At 63.1% G+C, this 16,157-nt stretch carries 12 protein-coding genes; 3 read left to right on the forward strand and 9 right to left on the reverse strand.

The annotated features are described in order from the left end of the window. The first annotated feature begins 12 nt into the window (after nt 1-12). Nucleotides 13-1,056, forward strand: coding sequence for a class II fructose-bisphosphate aldolase (gene fba / locus AC3WWH_RS23495; protein WP_057248781.1), 1,044 nt, complete (start codon nt 13-15; stop codon nt 1,054-1,056). Nucleotides 1,057-1,237: 181 nt separating this feature from the next. Here fba and AC3WWH_RS23500 read toward each other — a convergent pair whose 3' ends face one another. From AC3WWH_RS23500 to AC3WWH_RS23520, 5 genes are all read right to left on the reverse strand, one after another. Then, the gene (locus AC3WWH_RS23500) at nt 1,238-3,034 is read right to left on the reverse strand and encodes an ABC transporter ATP-binding protein (RefSeq protein WP_113398804.1); all 1,797 of its coding nucleotides are present in this window, start codon (nt 3,032-3,034) and stop codon (nt 1,238-1,240) included. Nucleotides 3,035-3,045: 11 nt separating this feature from the next. Next, nucleotides 3,046-4,029, reverse strand: coding sequence for a glycosyltransferase family 2 protein (locus tag AC3WWH_RS23505; RefSeq protein WP_058325075.1), 984 nt, complete (start codon nt 4,027-4,029; stop codon nt 3,046-3,048). A gap of 46 nt (nt 4,030-4,075) precedes the next feature. Continuing rightward, entirely contained in the window at nt 4,076-5,179 is a 1,104-nt protein-coding gene (locus AC3WWH_RS23510; protein ID WP_058324955.1) for a glycosyltransferase family 2 protein, read from the reverse strand. A 15-nt stretch (nt 5,180-5,194) separates the two neighbouring features. After that, nucleotides 5,195-6,394 carry an acyltransferase family protein gene (locus tag AC3WWH_RS23515; RefSeq protein WP_058324956.1) on the reverse strand — a complete coding sequence of 400 codons (1,200 nt, stop codon included), beginning with the start codon at nt 6,392-6,394 and terminating at the stop codon, nt 5,195-5,197. 327 nt (nt 6,395-6,721) lie between these two features. Beyond that, entirely contained in the window at nt 6,722-7,531 is an 810-nt protein-coding gene (locus AC3WWH_RS23520; protein ID WP_058324957.1) for a MerR family transcriptional regulator, read from the reverse strand. Between the two features lie 227 nt (nt 7,532-7,758). On the opposite strand from AC3WWH_RS23520, the gene AC3WWH_RS23525 reads away from it, so the two are divergent. Together AC3WWH_RS23525 and AC3WWH_RS23530 are read left to right on the forward strand one after the other, a co-directional pair. Then, nucleotides 7,759-9,027, forward strand: a complete 1,269-nt coding sequence (locus AC3WWH_RS23525; protein WP_058324958.1) for a 4-aminobutyrate--2-oxoglutarate transaminase — start codon at nt 7,759-7,761, stop codon at nt 9,025-9,027. A gap of 222 nt (nt 9,028-9,249) precedes the next feature. Further along, nucleotides 9,250-10,725, forward strand: coding sequence for an NAD-dependent succinate-semialdehyde dehydrogenase (locus tag AC3WWH_RS23530; protein WP_058324959.1), 1,476 nt, complete (start codon nt 9,250-9,252; stop codon nt 10,723-10,725). Nucleotides 10,726-10,753: 28 nt separating this feature from the next. On the opposite strand, the gene fabI is transcribed toward AC3WWH_RS23530, so the two are convergent. Genes fabI through AC3WWH_RS23550 form a run of 4 tightly spaced genes read right to left on the reverse strand, consistent with a single transcriptional unit; the run spans nt 10,754 to nt 15,935 of the window. After that, nucleotides 10,754-11,539 carry an enoyl-ACP reductase FabI gene (gene fabI, locus AC3WWH_RS23535; protein ID WP_058324960.1) on the reverse strand — a complete coding sequence of 262 codons (786 nt, stop codon included), beginning with the start codon at nt 11,537-11,539 and terminating at the stop codon, nt 10,754-10,756. A gap of 17 nt (nt 11,540-11,556) precedes the next feature. After that, nucleotides 11,557-12,741 (reverse strand): acetate/propionate family kinase, encoded by a 1,185-nt coding sequence (locus AC3WWH_RS23540; RefSeq protein WP_058324961.1) that lies wholly within the window; start codon nt 12,739-12,741, stop codon nt 11,557-11,559. Between the two features lie 2 nt (nt 12,742-12,743). After that, on the reverse strand, nt 12,744-13,700 hold the full coding sequence (locus AC3WWH_RS23545) for a phosphate acetyltransferase (RefSeq protein ID WP_058324962.1): 957 nt from the start codon (nt 13,698-13,700) through the stop codon (nt 12,744-12,746). A gap of 18 nt (nt 13,701-13,718) precedes the next feature. After that, entirely contained in the window at nt 13,719-15,935 is a 2,217-nt protein-coding gene (locus AC3WWH_RS23550; RefSeq protein ID WP_058324963.1) for a DUF3141 domain-containing protein, read from the reverse strand. Nucleotides 15,936-16,157: the final 222 nt, after the last annotated feature.

The raw sequence follows: 16,157 nt of genomic DNA on the forward strand, positions 1-16,157 counted from the left end.
GGAGAATACCGAATGGCATTGATCACATTGCGGCAACTGCTCGACCATGCGGCGGAGAACGATTACGCGCTGCCGGCGTTCAATGTGAACAATCTCGAATACATTCAGGCCGTTATGCGCGCCGCCGATGCCACCGACAGTCCGGTGATCCTTCAGGCAAGCCGCGGCGCCCGTTCCTATGCGGGTGATGCGTTCCTGCGCCACCTGATCCTGGGTGCTGCCGAGGAATACCCGCATATCCCCGTCTGTCTGCACCTCGACCACGGCGACCAGCCGTCGACCTGCATCTCGGCCATCACCAACGGCTTCACCTCCGTCATGATGGACGGCTCGCTCGAAAAGGACGGCAAGACCGTCGCCAGCTATGAATACAATGTCGCCGTCACCGCAGAGGTCGTGAAGATCGCGCATGCGGCCGGCGTTTCGGTCGAAGGCGAACTCGGCTGCCTCGGCAACCTCGAGACCGGCGCCGGAGACAAGGAAGACGGCCACGGCTTCGAAGGCAAGCTGTCGCGCGAGGAACTGCTGACCGATCCGGACCAGGCGCTCGATTTCGTCACCAAGACCGGTGTCGATGCACTGGCCGTCGCGATCGGCACCAGCCACGGCGCCTACAAGTTCACCCGCGAGCCCGATGGCGACATCCTGTCGATCGAAACGATCGCCAAGATCAACAAGAAGCTGCCGAACACGCACCTCGTCATGCACGGCTCCTCGTCGGTGCCGAAGGATCTGCAGGACCTCTTCAACACCTATGGCGGCAAGATGAAGCCGACCTGGGGCGTTCCGGTCTCGGAAATCCAGAAGGCGATCCCGCTTGGCGTGCGCAAGGTCAACATCGACACCGACCTGCGTCTCGCCATGACCGGCACGATCCGCAAGAACTTCGCCGAGAACCCGGAGAACTTCGACCCGCGCAACTACCTGAAGCCGGCAACCGCGCTGATGACCGAGGTCTGCAAGGAGCGCTTCGAAGCCTTCCGCACCGCCGGCAAGGCCTCCAAGATCCGCACGCTGCGCCTGCCGGAAATGGCAAAGCGCTACGCGGCAGCCTGATTCCGAGAACCCGCCCGCTTTCCGCTTACATCATTGAGACCACGGGAAGCGGGCGGCCTATTCCTATGAGAAACAAACCGGCGCGCGGCCCGTGATCATACGGCCGCGCGCCGGTTTCGTTTCGATCATCGAAGGCTGGGAGCGGCCAAGCGAGCCGGAGACAACGCGGACAAGGCCCCTCTCAAGCCCGACGCGTTTCCACGGTTTCGTGCTCATAAAGCTGATCCATGCTCAAGGCGGCCACGTCGGCAAAAGCTGTCTGACCTTTCACTTGGCCGCCGCCGAGAATGACGACCTCATCGCAGAACGAAATCGTGCTGCGGTGATGGCTGATGACGATGGTCGTGCGGCGTCCCGCTCTCGATTTCAGCGTCTCGACGATGGCCGCTTCCGATAGCCCGTCGACCGCGTTGGTGGCTTCGTCAAGGATTAGGATATCCGGATCACGCACCAGCGCCCTGGCGAGCGCGACCCGCTGCCGCTGCCCCGCCGAAAGGCTGGCACCTCGATAGCCGACGACGGTTTGATAGCCCTGCGGCAAGCCTTCGATGAAGCCATGCGCTTCGGCCATCCTGGCCGCATGCTCCACTTCGGCTGCGGTAGTCGCCTCCCGGCCATAGGTGATGTTCTCCAGGATCGTTCCATCAACCAGTTCCAGGTCCTGGCTCGCGAGCGCGATCCGGCTTCGCCATTGCACCGGGTCGATCCGGTTCAGCGGGACATCGTCGACGAGAATGTTTCCCTCATCCGGCTCGACGAAGCGGCATAGCAGATTGACGATCGTCGTCTTGCCGGCACCGGACCGGCCAATAAGCGCCGTCGAACGCCCGCCTCGGATTTCGAACGCCGCCGACTGCAGCACGACGTCTCGGGAATCCGAGCTCGGATAGCGGAAAGTGACGTCATCAAATCTCAGCCGCTGCCGCAACCCGCTGAAAGGCTCCCTCCCCTCCGGCGGCCGCGGCTTGCCGGACGAGTCCAACAACCAATGCACCTCCTCCAGCGAGCCGCTCCAGCCCTGGATCTGGCTCCAGGACAATTGCAAGGCACGCACATGCGGCTGCAAACGATAGAGCAGAACCACGAAGGCAACGATCACAGGAAAACTGATGCCGGCAGACCAGGCACTGACGACCACTCCAAGGAAGAGAGCGGAGTGGAGCGTCTCGGTCAGCGGTGGCAGCATGCCCTGGCGGGCCTGTAGTGCGAAGGCGGCGCGCCTGACCGAATCCGACGCCCCATCGAACGCGGCCTTCTCCCGCGCCTCCTGCCCGAATATCCGGATCAGGCGGCCGGCGTGGACCAGGTGGAGCATGCGTGCCGCCAGCTCGCCGTTGAAGGAGGTGACATCGCGGCTCGGCCCCGTGAGGGTTGCGGACAGGACGTAGTGTACGAGCTGCACGAGAACGAGGCCGAGCGCCACGAACAACGTCATCTGCCAGGACAAAAGCAGGAGGAACGCGAGCAGGATGACGGCGGCCGCGCCATTTACAAGGGCCGCAAGTACGGTTTGTATCGCGTCGGATGCTCGCCAGGATTCGTTCGAAATGATGTTGAGCAACCGCCCGGGGCTCTCCTTCATGAAGAACGGGTAGCCGATGCGCAGCAGCTGACCCGACAGTGCGCTTCGGATCGCGTGGCCAGCCTTGCCGTAGATGAAGGTTGCAAGCACCGTGTTGGCAAAAGCCAGGACATTCTTGAGACAGATCAGCCCAAAGGCAGCAGCGGCAATGACGATCAGCCTTTCGCGATCGTCCAGTCCCGATCCCACCTGCTGGAAAAGAGAGGAGACGCCGCTCAGTGCCGCCGGATCCTGGTCGCCCGCAATGATGCCCAACATGGGAATGATGAGGCCGATACCGACGCCCTCCAGTGCCGCGCTGCAGAGGCCGAGGACCACCACGAGCGGAAGCAGACGCATCTGGCCATCCAGTGCATTGCGCAACAGCTGCAGGCTCGGCAAGAGAATTCTGAACATCGCGGCCGTCCTCAGCGCTGGAGTTGCTCTCGGGCCCGTTGTTCGACCGGGCCCGTTGTCCGCTCGGCGACGGACAGGCTCATGAACTTGAGAGCGCCGAGCAGGTTCATGAAAACGATTGGCCAATGCGACAGGTGCAGGACGGGGTCGAACCGGGGACCGCCGAAGACTTCCCTGATAGCCGACCGGACGGTCCAACAGAAATGCCGCAGCAGCCACGGTGTCGTGCGGATATGCTTCATGCATAGCGCGCCGTTGCCGAAACTGTAGTTGCGGTGAAGCCTCTCGATTGCCAGGCGGGTACGTCGGCCGTGGTGGTGGAAGACGAGCATGTCGGGGACGTATTCGATCGGGATACCGAGCCTGTAGGCGCGCAGCAGATAGTCGGTGTCTTCGGCCGACTGCAGGGAGGTGCCGGCGCCGAAGCGTTCGTCGAAGGCCCCGACACGCAGCGCGACCTCGCGATGCATCGTCATGTTGCAGCCCAAGACGAAGCCACCCGGATGAACGTCACACGTCAACCGCTCACGCGCGTTCGATCGTTTGATCGTGAAGGGCAGGTCTCTGGCATCTCCGAGTTCCACGCGGCCGCCGCGAATGATTCCGCTTTCGCCGTTTGCGTAGTGGCGCTCCAGGTCAGCCAGATAGTTCGTGTCGATTTCACAATCGTCGTCGATGAAAACCAGAATGCCGCCACGGGCGCGTGCCATGGCCGTGTTGCGCGCGGCAGCGAGGCCCGGTCGGGTATCGATGAGGTGCGTGATTGCCAGCGGGGAAGCGGAAACCATCCGGGCAATGCGCTCAGGCGTGTCATCGGTCGAACCGTTGTCAACAACGATCAACTCGCACCGGCCGGCAGCATGGGCGCCACAAACTGTCTCGATCGATCGGATGCAGGTCTCGAGCGCCGCCGCACGATTGCGGGTGCAGACGATAAAGCTTGCGAAAAGCGCGTTGCGTGCGGGGGGCGACGACGGCCGTGGCGTCTCCACCATGTCGCTGCGTTCCGCCGCTGTCCACTTCAGGCCCTCGACGGTCATGCTAGCGCATCCCCTGCTGCGGAAGGACGCTCGTCGCAGGCACGGATTGCAGATACCGCGACACGGCATCCAACCGGCTTGAAGCAGCCAACGTCATGCGGCTGCACCATGGCACTCGAGCGCCGGCGATTAGGCCATATCGTTCCCGGCGACGGATGAGCCCCCATTTTCTCGTCTGCGACAAGAACTCGTGGGTGAGTTCCGGCCGCCGCTCGTCGCTGACGAGCTGATAGAGAAAATAGAAGAAATTCAGCGCGCCCGCCTCGTATCCGGCGCGGGTCTCCGCAGGAAGCGCCGAGACCCTGGCCTCAAGCGAGAGAATACACGCAGCGGCTCGCCCTATCGTTTCGGACGTCACTGCGAGGCCGATATCATTCAAGGCAGAGGGACCGTCGCAAAGCTCTTCGCGTTCGAGATTTTCGGCGACGATCTGCAAATGCGTGCGGCGCATCTGGCGCTTATGCGTGTTCGTAACGCTGTTGCCGTGAATGCGGTAAGCGATCAGCGCCTCGTCGATCATTACGGCCGGAAAACGCTCGGCAACCCTTCGGAAGAGATCGAAATCCTCCGCATGCACGTAATGCGCATCATAGGTCAGCATATCCTGCGGGATGACGCGCCTGTTGAAGACGACGGTCGAGTGGATGAAGATCGTGAAGAACTTCGACAGCGCCCGCAGGCTCGCCGGCTGATAGATCGGGTTGGGCGTGCCGCGGATGATACGGTCGCCAAGGAGCGTGTCGATACCCGAGCCGCACAGAGCAAGCTCCGGCTGCCGCTGGAACAGCGACACCTGGCGTGACAGTCGCGAGGGATAGGAAATATCGTCCGCGTCCATTCTGGCAATGAGGTCGCCTTTCGCCAGCGTGAGGCCTTCGTTCAAGGTCGCGATCAGACCGCGATTTTCGCGCGAGACGATGGTGATGCGGTCGTCCGCCTGCTGATAGCGTCGCATGATTTCCAGCGAACGATCGCGCGAACCGTCGTCGATAGCGATGATCTCCAGCCGTCGATAATCCTGCTTCAGAATGCTCTCAAGCGCCGCAGCCAGATAGGGCTCGGCGTTGTAGACGGGCAGCAGGACGGAAACCAATGGAACGGTCATGGGCATTCTCGAACGTTATTGCAGATCTGACGCATGAAGCGCATTTTCCCGGCCAGCGGCGTCCGTGCGATAGGTCGGCTGCGGCCGCTCACCCTTTTTCCCCTGCAGCCAGTCAACAGAGCTTCCGGCATTTGGGGCCGATCTACTCCGCCGGTCGCCCGCGCGAAGGTAGGGGAAGTGCCGCTTCAAGGCGTTGAGCGGTTTCTCGAAGGCGAGCCAGGAGACGGCCGCGACGACCAAAGTGGCGGAACCGGCAACGAGCAAACGCCCGAAGCCCTGTTCGGAAACATTGACCGGTATCCACGCCTGCGCCTTGACGACCAGCGCCAGTACGACTGGATGAAACAGGTAGACGCCATAACTGACGCGCCCGAGCGCCGTCAGCGGCGGGAGTTCGAGCAGCCTGCCGAAATCGTTGCGGAACCCGGCGGAGGCGCTGCCCACCAACATTGCAAGCGGAACCAGGGGCGAAACTTCAAGGCCGATCCACACCAGCCAATCGGGCACCGGCCCCATTGCAGTCGAGCGCGCCCAAAGGAGGACGAGCGACAGGATGGAAAGCGGCAGCCAGCTGGCCGCCATCCATCGCGGCCAGGCTGTGACATGCGATCGGTGGACGGCCAGGAGGGCACCCGCCGCCAGCGCATCCATCGAGGCCGGCGGCAGCAGGTCGCGCGCGAGCGAGGGGTCGCCTGTCAGCGGCCAATAGAAGCGGTAGGCCAGCGAACAGGCAATCACACCGACACAAAGCCGCCCGAGCAGACGGCGCGGCGTCAGCAGAACGAGAAGCGGCCAGACGATATAGAACTGCTCTTCTATGCTGAGACTCCAGGTGTGGCAGAGCACCCACGGTGTCCACGCGTCCTTGACCGCGTACCAGAAGTTCGAGAGGTAAAGCGCGTGCCAGACCCAGCCTTCCCTGGCGCCTTCCAGGTTGAACAGCCACAGGACGCCCAGCATGCCGAAATAGGGTGGGAAGATACGCAAGGCCCGGCGCGCGTAGAAGGATCTGAGAGCCGTCGCCGGTTCGAACTGAGCGGCGGAACGGGCGTCAAGCAATAGCCGCGTGATCAGAAAGCCGCTGAGAATGAAGAACAGCCGCACACCGATGTGTCCCCAATGGGAATCGTCCGCGGCAAAAAAATGCGCGTACAAAACCATGGAAACGGCAGCGGCCCGCAACCCGTCCAACTGACGGTCGCGCGTATTCAACATTGAACATCCCCTCGGAGTTCCGACCCTTGCGGGCCCTGTTCCTTGTGGAGCCAACTCTCTGGTCAGCTACGATTTTTGCCGCGAGGTTGCCATTTGCTTCAAGAGAAGCGTGAAAGGTCTGATCGGTCGCACGACGCATTGAAGGCGGCCCCTAAAACTCTAGGGTCGAATAGGGCCAAACTTTGACCGCTGGGATGGCGGCAGCGCGCCGAGTTCGCCTGCGGGCGGTCGACCGCGACGACCAAGGCGCCGGTCACCGCCGCCCGGCCGAGGCCGCAAGCTCTTGTATTGTTTCAGAAACGAAAGCGCATCAAGTCGGCCGGGGGCTTAGAATGTCGGTGGCGTATTGACCCAAAGAAGGACGGTTTCACCGTCGTGCCGGTTCGTCCAGGCGTGGCGCCTCTTGCTCTCGAAATAGAGCGAGTCGCCGACGCCGAGGTCGTAGAACTGGTCGCTGTCGAGGATGAACTCGACCCGGCCCGAGAGAACATAGACGAACTCCTCGCCCTCATGCCGGTAGGCGCCCTCGCTGGAAGCCCCCGGTTCCAGCACGAAGCGGTGGCAATCCATCTGGTTGCGGCCGTCGGCCAGCAACTGCACGGTGACGCCGGGCGTCGTGCGCGGCCAGGTCCGCCATTCGCCGGCTCGCACCACGGCCCGCGCATCCGCTTCCTCCTCGCCGGAGAGGCTGGAAACGGTGGTTCCGAAGTATTCCGCGATGTTGTGCAGGACGGCGACCGAAACGCCCTGCGAGGTGCGTTCCAGCGTCGAGAGCACCGATGCGGCGATGCCAATGTCGCCGGCAACCTGCTCGAGCGTCTTTCCTGCCGCGTGCCGGAGGCTCCTGAGTTTGCGGCCGACCTGGTTATCGCCGCCCTCGCCCGTGCTCGAAACAGCGTCGTCCCCGGCACCTTCCGCCTCGAGCGCCTCGCGGATCGCTGCCGGGTTCAGCCCGCGTTCGACGCGGAACCAGGCGATGCGCTTTAGCCGGGCAAGATCGCCCTCCGTATATTGCCGATGTCCCGTCGGCGAGCGCTCGGGCACGACCAACCCTTGCGTCTCCCATAACCTCAGAGTCGAAGCGGAGACCCCCGCCAGACGCGCCGCCTCGGCAACCTTGTAGCGCACAGCGCCCATTCCAACTTCCCTTTACCGCCCGCCGGCGCTGCACGAATCCGTGCAGTTCCGACGTGTCCGCAACCTTACCCGTCACGATTGAGATCTGACAAGGACGCCGCATCAGCGCCCGTGTTGTCTCGATCACCAAATTTGATTTGCAATCGACTGTGAAAGGTGTACCACTTCCAGAATAAACTTGCAGAAAAAATGCAATATATTAACTCCAGACGTGACAGGAACGCGCCATGACCAGCCTCACCGACCGCAAGAACGCCGCCATCTCCCGCGGCGTCGGCATGACCACCCAGATCTACGCCGATCGCGCGGAAAACTCGGAGATCTGGGACAAGGAAGGCAATCGCTACATCGACTTCGCCTCCGGCATTGCGGTCGTCAACACGGGCCATCGTCACCCCAAGGTCATTGAGGCGGTCAAGGCGCAGATCGATCGCTTCACCCATACCTGCCATCAGGTCGTGCCTTACGAATCCTACGTGCACCTCGCCGAGCGCCTGAACGCGCTGACGCCCGGGGACTTTGCCAAGAAGACGATCTTCGTCACCACCGGCGCCGAAGCTGTCGAAAACGCCGTCAAGATCGCGCGTGCCTCGACCGGCCGCCAGGCGGTCATCGCCTTTTCCGGCGGCTTCCATGGCCGCACCTTCATGGGCATGGCACTGACCGGCAAGGTCGTTCCCTATAAGGTCGGCTTCGGCGCGATGCCGGGCGACGTCTTCCACGCCCCCTTCCCGATCGAACTGCACGGCATTACTACCGAACAGTCGCTCGCAGCACTCAAGAAGCTCTTTGCCGCCGATGTCGATCCGGGCCGTGTCGCCGCGATCATCCTGGAGCCGGTGCAGGGCGAAGGTGGTTTCTACCCCGCGCCCGCCGCTTTCATGAAGGCGCTGCGCGAAATCTGCGACCAGCATGGCATCCTTCTGATCGCCGACGAGGTCCAGACCGGCTTTGCCCGCACCGGCAAGATGTTCGCCATGGACCACCACGACGTTGCGCCTGACCTCATCACCATGGCCAAGAGCCTTGCCGGCGGCTTCCCGCTCGCCGCCGTCACCGGCCGCGCCGAAGTCATGGATGCGCCGGCCCCCGGCGGTCTTGGCGGCACCTATGGCGGCAACCCGCTCGGTATCGCCGCCGCCCATGCGGTGCTCGACGTCATCGCCGAGGAGAAGCTGTGCGAACGCGCCGAGCAGCTCGGCGGCCGGCTCAAGCAGCGTCTTGCCGCCATCCGCGAACAGGCACCCGAGATCGCCGACATCCGCGGCCCCGGCTTCATGAATGCCGTCGAGTTCAACGACGTGAAGACCAACCTGCCGAGCGCCGACTTCGCCAACAAGGTTCGCCTTATCGCGCTGGAAAAGGGACTGATCCTCTTGACCTGCGGCGTGCATGGCAACGTCATTCGCTTCCTGGCGCCGATCACCATCCAGGACGAAGTCTTCGCTGAAGCGCTCGACATTCTCGAAGCGTCGATCCTCGCGGCGCGTGGTTGACGCCCCACCAGGCGACCGCTAACGCGGTTGTCCGGTGCATAATTCCTTAAATCGGGATCGACTTGAGGACAAAATTATGCAGCAATTCAAAGTGCTACAGCGACTTAGCGCGTCGATTCAAACGCGTGAAGCTCGGGTGCCGACGTCGTTCGGCACCCGCAAAAACAAGCAAAAGCGGGTCTGCCGCCCCCCCGGCGGACCATCGCCGGAGGATGCCCGCCAATGACCTTGACCCCCGCCTTGACCAAGCACCTGCGCGCCGCCGAGCTATTCGCGCCGCTACACACCATTGCACATGCCGCCGCAGGCTGGACCGGCGCAACCTTCGACGTCTTCAACCCCTCGACCGGTGAGCTGCTGGCGGCCCTTCCGGACATGGGGATCGAAGAGGCGCATGGGGCGATCGAAGCCGCTGCAAAGGCGCAGGTTCTCTGGGCGGCAAAACCCGCCAAGGACAGAAGCGCGGTGTTGCGGCGCTGGCATGACCTGATCGTGCAACATGCCGACGATCTCGCGGCGATCCTGACCGCCGAAATGGGCAAGCCGATCGCGGAATCGAAAGGCGAAGTGCTGCACGCCGCGGCTTACATCGAATGGTACGCGGAAGAGGCGAAGCGCATCTATGGCGAGACCTTCCCGGCACCGGCAAACGACCGCCGCATGCTTGTCATCAAGCAACCGGTTGGCGTCGTCGGCACCATCACGCCGTGGAACTTCCCGGCATCGATGGTCGCCCGCAAGATCTCGCCGGCCCTTGCCGCCGGATGCACCATCGTATTGAAGCCCGCCGAGCAGACCCCGCTCGTTGCCGGCGCCATGTTCGTGCTCGCCGAAAAGGCCGGTTTCCCCACGGGCGTCGTCAACCTGCTCTATGCCTCGGAGGGTGCCGCGATCGGCCGCGAGCTTTGCAGCAACCCGAAGGTGCGCAAGATCAGCTTCACAGGCTCGACCGAAGTCGGGCGGCTTTTGATGCGGCAATGCTCCGACCAGATCAAGAAGGTCAGCCTGGAGCTTGGCGGCAACGCCCCTTTCATCGTCTTCGACGACGCGGACATCGACGAGGCTGTGGACGGCGCCATCCAGGCGAAATTCCGCAATGCCGGCCAGACCTGCGTCTCGGCCAACCGCATCTATGTGCAGTCCGGCGTTCATGACGCCTTTGCCGAGAGGTTCGTCAGCCGAGTTGCCGAGCTCACCGTCGGCGACGGCTTCACCCCGGGCATCACCATCGGCCCGATGATCGACAAGCACGCGATCGAGAAGATCGACGCCCATGTTACCGACGCGGTCTCCAAGGGTGCCAGGGTGCGCGCCGGTGGCCACAGGATCGGCGCGTCAGGCACCTTCTTCGAGCCGACGGTCCTGACCGGCATCTCGACCGACATGCGGGTCGCGCAGGAAGAAACCTTCGGCCCGATCGCGCCCATCATCCGCTTCGAGACGGCCGAGCAGGTGATCGCCGAAGCCAACGACACGATCTATGGGCTTGCCGCCTATTTCTACGCCGAGAACCTGAAGCGGGTCTGGCATGTGGCCGAGGCGTTGGAGTACGGCATGGTCGGCATCAACACCGGCCGCATGTCGTCGGAAGCCGCTCCCTTCGGCGGTATCAAGCAATCGGGCATCGGCCGCGAAGGCTCCCGCCACGGGCTCGAAGACTACCTGGAAATGAAGTACCTCTGCATGGGCAACATCTGACCCATGCAGACTGAGCGGCGGCGGCGGGCTAGTCGATGATGTGGTAGCCACCGTCGACATAGAGCACCTGCCCCGTTATCAGCCGGGCGGCGTCATGCGCCAGAAAGGCCGTCGCAACGCCGACATCGTCGATGTCGACGAGTTCGCGGGATGGCGACTTGACCTTCGTCTTTTCGAGTAGCGCGTCGAATTCCGGGATACCGGAAGCGGCGCGCGTCGCAAGCGCCCCGGGCGAGATCGCGTGGACGCGGATGCCCTTGGGGCCAAGTTCGGCTGCCAAATAGCGGACCGCACTTTCAAGCGCCGCCTTGGCAACACCCATGATGTTATAGTTTTCCACCACCACCTGTGAGCCGTGATAGGTCATGGTGAAAAGCGTGCCGCCATTCTTCATCAGCGGCTCGGCGAGATGCGCCATGCGGATGAAGGACCAGCAGGAAATGTCCATGGTCTTGAGGAACCCTTCGCGGGGCACGTCAACCACGCGGCCACCGAGCGTATCCTTCGGCGAAAAGGCGATCGAGTGCACGAGGAAATCGAGCTCCCCCCAGGTCTTTTCGATCTCCTCGAACACGGCTTCCATCTGGCCCGGAACGGCCACGTCGAGCGGCAGGAACAGCGGCGCTTCGATTTCACGCGCTAACGGTTCAACATAGGGCCTTGCCTTGTCGTTCAGATAGGTGACGGCCACTTCCGCCCCGAAGGCGCGAAAGGCGCGGGCGCAGCCCCAGGCGATCGACCGATCGTTGGCAATGCCGACGATCAGACCTTTGCGGCCATCCAGAAGTTTGGCCTTGGCGACAGGAATGGACATGGATTGTCTCCGATGGATCAGGCTGCACGAGTTCGAAGGAGCGCCAGTGTGTGGCGCGCGATCATCAGTTCCTCGTCGGTTGGAATGACGTAGAGCGCGACGCGGCTTGAAGGCGTGGAGATCAGCGTGGCACCCGCCGCGTTCGCGGCCGGATCGAGTTCGGCTCCGAGCCAGGCGAGGTTCTCCGCGATGCGGGCGCGGATCTTAGCAGAGTTCTCGCCGACGCCCGCCGTGAAGACGAAAGCGTCGATGCCGCCGAGCGCCGCCGCAAGCATCCCGACATTGAGCCCGCTGCGATAGAGGAAGTGATCGATCGCGAGTTTGGCATGCGGGTCCTCGCTGGCAAGAAGGTCGCGCATATCGTTCGACACGCCGGAAAGCCCCTTCAGACCTGCCTCATGATAGAGCAGATCCGAAACGGCCTGGGCACTCATGCCGCGCTGGAGGATCAGGTAAAGCACGACGCCCGGATCGAGCTGGCCAGGCCGCGTTCCCATCGGCAAGCCGTCAAGCGCGGTGAAGCCCATGGTGCTCTCGATGCTGTGGCCGTTGTAGAGGGCACACATCGAGGCGCCACTCCCGAGATGCGCAACGATGACACGGCCACCCGCCACCTCCGGCGCCACGTCGCGCAGGCGCTCCGAGATGTATTCGTAGGAGAGGCCGTGAAAGCCATAGCGCCGAACGCCTTCGTCATAGAAGCTGCGCGGCATGGCGTAGCAGTTCACCTCTTCCGGGTGGCCGTGATGGAAGGCGGTATCGAAACAGGCGACCTGCGGCACATCCGGATTGATCGCCATGGCCTGACGGATCGGCGCGAGGTTGTTGGGCTGGTGCAGCGGCGCGAGATCCTGATAGCTCGCCAGACGATCCAGCACAGTCGCATCGATGAGCACAGGCTCGGCATAGTCGGGCCCGCCATGTACCACCCGGTGACCGACCGCACGCAAGGTGAAGCCCTGAAGGGTCAACAGCCAGTCCCGCGCCGCGGCGATCGCCGCCGGCAGGTCGCCGACGACGTCGGCTTCATAGTTGCGATCGACCAGCACGGTCCCGTCGGCCGCCTTCGCCTGCAGGCGCGGACGCGTGCTGATGCCGCCGATCTGCCCCTTCACCCGGCGTTCAAGACCGGCATCCGTGATCCCGAAAACCTGAAACTTCAGGCTGGACGATCCCGCGTTGACGACGAGAAGCGCATCCATGGCTACACCGCCGCGACTTGCGTTGCGCGGCGCCGCGCCGCGTAGAGCGAGGCCACGGCACAGGAGGCGAGACGCGTGCGCACCGAGTCCGCCCGCGAGGTCAGCACGATCGGCACGCGGGCGCCAAGGACGATGCCGGCGGCGTCGGCATGGGACAGGAAGGTGAGATTCTTCGCCAGCATATTGCCGGCCTCAAGATCGGGCACCACCAGGATCTGCGCCCGGCCGGCAACCGGGGACTTGATGCCCTTGATATGTGCTGCCTCCGGGTCGATCGCATTGTCGAAGGCAAGTGGGCCCTCGAGCAGGCCGCCGGTGATCTGGCCGCGCTCCGCCATCTTGCAAAGTGCTGCCGCCTCGATCGTCGATGGGATCTTCGTCGTCACGGTCTCGACAGCCGAAAGTATGGCGACGCGCGGTTCGCCAAGACCGATTGTAACCCAGAGATCGATGGCGTTCTGCACGATGTCGCGCTTGGCCTCGAGGTCCGGGAAGATGTTGATGGCGGCATCGGTGATGAACAGCGTCTCGGCATGGCCCGGCACATCCATGATGAAGACGTGGCTGATCCGCCGATCGGTCCTGAGTCCCGTTGCGGAGGCTGCGACCTCGCGCATCAGTTCGTCCGTATGCAGACTTCCCTTCATCAGCAGTTCGCCGCACCCCTCGCGGATCATGGCCACCGCTTTCGCCGCCGCCGCATGGCTGTGCGGCACGTCGACGATCTCGTAGCTACCGAGGTCGAGCCGGTGTTCGGCAGCGACGCTGCGGATCTTCGCTTCCGGGCCGACGAGCACGGGCTTGATCAGTCCCGTCTCGGCCGCCTCAAGTGCGCCACGCAGCGAGGTTTCGTCGCAAGGGTGCGCGACGATGGTGACCGCCGGCGTTTCGTCTCGCGCGGTGGCAATCAGGAGATCGTATTTGGACTGCTCAAGCGGCAGTGCGGTTTCCTCGGACATGTCGAAGCTCCTTCTCGATCAGGATGCGGCACGATTGCGGACGACCTTGCCAGCGTTGATCGCCACCGGAGGCTCGCTGTCCAGCCGGAACAGCGTCGCCACCCGTTGCAGCCGCTCGGCTGCAAGGCCTGTCAGCACACCGGAGGCCTCGAGGACCTCGCGAAGAGCGGTGAAGGCCGCGCGACGCTCCTCGATCGCTTCCGGCAGCAGCTTTGGAAGCGCCGCCAGGGCAGCGTCCTCGTCGATCAGCAACATGAAGTACTGCTCGCGCATTACCGCCTTGAAATCGGCTAGTGTCAGTTGCTTCGCCGAGGGATGGGCACGCCGAAGCCTGCGAACTGCCTCGAGCCCGCGCTCGTCGGCGCCGCCACGCGCCATGCCGACGAAAATCAACGACCGCGCAAGGCCTTCACACGTAGCACCTTCTGCAAATCTCGTCCTGAGCTCGGCAATCCGCGCCTCGACGAGCGCTTGATGAAGCAGGCTCTTCTCAGCCTTGCGCGGCGGCTGGTCCGAATTCGTTTCGATGCCGAGTGCCGCCTGGAGTGTCGGAGCGCCGTAGATGGCGTGAAAGCTCTGTTCCGAAAGATACTCGGCCGTCCGCCGCCAGGTGTCGAGGCCGTCCACGATCTGCTGCGACAGGGCCTCCTGCCAGGCGATGAACGGGTTGCTTGCATCCGCAGGCTCGCGGTTCTCGCGCACATGGTCCGCAAGCGCCGACATCCAGGGCATGAAGGGGTTGTCCTGCCCGAACAGTGCATATTGCAGCCGCAGCGGATGCATGTTCCGCATCGCCTCCGCCACGGGCGGCGTTGCCGCCGCCTTGATCAGCGGCTGCAGATAGGTGCGATAGAGCGCCAGGTTGACTTCCGAAAGCTTCGCCGCGGCGGCGAAGCGACGTTCGTCCTCGATATCGTTGCCACCGAGCGCGCGGATATCGTCAAGCGTTCGCGCCTCGCAGCGCATCAGCCATTCGCCGGACACAAGGTCCCTGCCCTCAGCCACATTGGCTGCCGGCGTCAGCACCGCTTCGTAGAGTCCTGGCGGCAGCACATCGATCAACTCGATGTTGGATGCGAATTCGTCATGCTCCTTCCGCGCGACCCCGGCGGACACAAAGATGCCGAGATGCCCGACAGTCTCGTGAACGGTATAGACGATTGTCTGGCCGTAGGCGCGAATCTCGTCGACGCTGTCGTAGAGATCGAGGATCCAGTCGAGCGCTTGCTGCGGCGGGGTGATGTTGTCGCCCTTCGAGCAGAAGACGACGATCGGCGAGCGGATATTGCGAAGGTCGATCGCCGTTCCATCGGACGTCCGGATTTCGCCAGCGGCGAGCTTGTTGCCGACGAACAGCTCATCGACGATGAACTGCATTTCCTCGGCATTCAGCGTCACATGCCCGCCCCACCAGCGTTCGAAGCCGAGGTAGCGGGCGGCCTCCGTGTCGATCTTCGAATAAAGATTGTATTGTTTGGTCCAAAGCGTGTTGGCCGGGTTCTGGTTCTCGAAATTCTGAACCAGCCAGGCGCCGTCGAAGACGCCGGCGCCGAGATCGCCGGTCAGCGCCGTCAGCCAGCTACCGCCGAGGAGCCCGCCGGAATAGCGCATCGGGTTTTGCCCTTTGACGCCGGCCCAGTAGGAAAGCGGCGCGCCGGCAATGATGATGGGGCCAAAGAGTTCCGGCCTGAGTGCAGCAACGATCATCACGGCCCAGCCCGCCTGGCAATTGCCGATCACGCAGGGCTTGCCGTCAGCATCCGGATGGCGAGCGATGACGGTTTCGAGGAACACGGCTTCTGCAAGAGCAATATCCTCAATCGTCTGCCCGGGAACCGGATCAGGAAGGAAGCCGATGAAATAGCAGGGATGGCCGGCCTTCATCGCCACGCCGATCTCGCTGTCTGCCTTGAAGCCGCCGATGCCGGGCCCGTGGCCTGCGCGGGGATCGACGACGACGAAGGGACGTTTCGACGGGTCGACCACGACACCTTCGGGAGGAACGATGCTCACCAGCGCATAGTTCACCGGCCGAGCGAGCGTGCGTCCGTCGCGGACAAGCCGAGCCTCGAACTCCAGCACGTTCGGAGCGGTCTGCGTCCGGTGCTCCTCATATTGCGCGCCGCGCTGCCGCATCACGTCAAGAAAAAGGACCGAGCGCTGCCAGGCATCGAGCGAATAGGAATAGGCATCGGCGAATGTCGGTATTGTCGGGATGGTGGAATGCTTGGGCATAGTGTCCACTCCTCGGTGCGATTGAAGGCCGGCCCCGCTGCTTGAAGCCAATAGAACAATACAATTCGTCTCGCATTGACTTTAGTCAAAGAGACGGGTGGCAGAGCTGCGGTATGAACTCGACATAGGTGACCCAAGAACGTCTGCTCAGGTCGCAGGAGCATAACAGTGGAGTGTTACGGCGATTTGTCGGCATAGCGAACCGTCGCCTTGGACCCCGTG

The sequence above is a fragment of the Ensifer sp. EB106-03-01-XG145 genome (assembly GCF_058792075.1).

What these genes read in the sequence shown, in the direction of transcription:
- AC3WWH_RS23525 (WP_058324958.1), top strand. Translation starts at nt 7,759, where the DNA reads ATGACCAGCCTCACCGACCGCAAGAACGCCGCCATCTCCCGCGGCGTC.
- AC3WWH_RS23515 (WP_058324956.1), bottom strand. Translation starts at nt 6,394, where the DNA reads ATGTTGAATACGCGCGACCGTCAGTTGGACGGGTTGCGGGCCGCTGCC.
- AC3WWH_RS23540 (WP_058324961.1), bottom strand. Translation starts at nt 12,741, where the DNA reads ATGGATGCGCTTCTCGTCGTCAACGCGGGATCGTCCAGCCTGAAGTTT.
- AC3WWH_RS23505 (WP_058325075.1), bottom strand. Translation starts at nt 4,029, where the DNA reads ATGGTGGAGACGCCACGGCCGTCGTCGCCCCCCGCACGCAACGCGCTT.
- AC3WWH_RS23520 (WP_058324957.1), bottom strand. Translation starts at nt 7,531, where the DNA reads ATGGGCGCTGTGCGCTACAAGGTTGCCGAGGCGGCGCGTCTGGCGGGG.
- AC3WWH_RS23545 (WP_058324962.1), bottom strand. Translation starts at nt 13,700, where the DNA reads ATGTCCGAGGAAACCGCACTGCCGCTTGAGCAGTCCAAATACGATCTC.
- fba (WP_057248781.1), top strand. Translation starts at nt 13, where the DNA reads ATGGCATTGATCACATTGCGGCAACTGCTCGACCATGCGGCGGAGAAC.
- AC3WWH_RS23510 (WP_058324955.1), bottom strand. Translation starts at nt 5,179, where the DNA reads ATGACCGTTCCATTGGTTTCCGTCCTGCTGCCCGTCTACAACGCCGAG.
- AC3WWH_RS23530 (WP_058324959.1), top strand. Translation starts at nt 9,250, where the DNA reads ATGACCTTGACCCCCGCCTTGACCAAGCACCTGCGCGCCGCCGAGCTA.
- AC3WWH_RS23500 (WP_113398804.1), bottom strand. Translation starts at nt 3,034, where the DNA reads ATGTTCAGAATTCTCTTGCCGAGCCTGCAGCTGTTGCGCAATGCACTG.
- fabI (WP_058324960.1), bottom strand. Translation starts at nt 11,539, where the DNA reads ATGTCCATTCCTGTCGCCAAGGCCAAACTTCTGGATGGCCGCAAAGGT.
- AC3WWH_RS23550 (WP_058324963.1), bottom strand. Translation starts at nt 15,935, where the DNA reads ATGCCCAAGCATTCCACCATCCCGACAATACCGACATTCGCCGATGCC.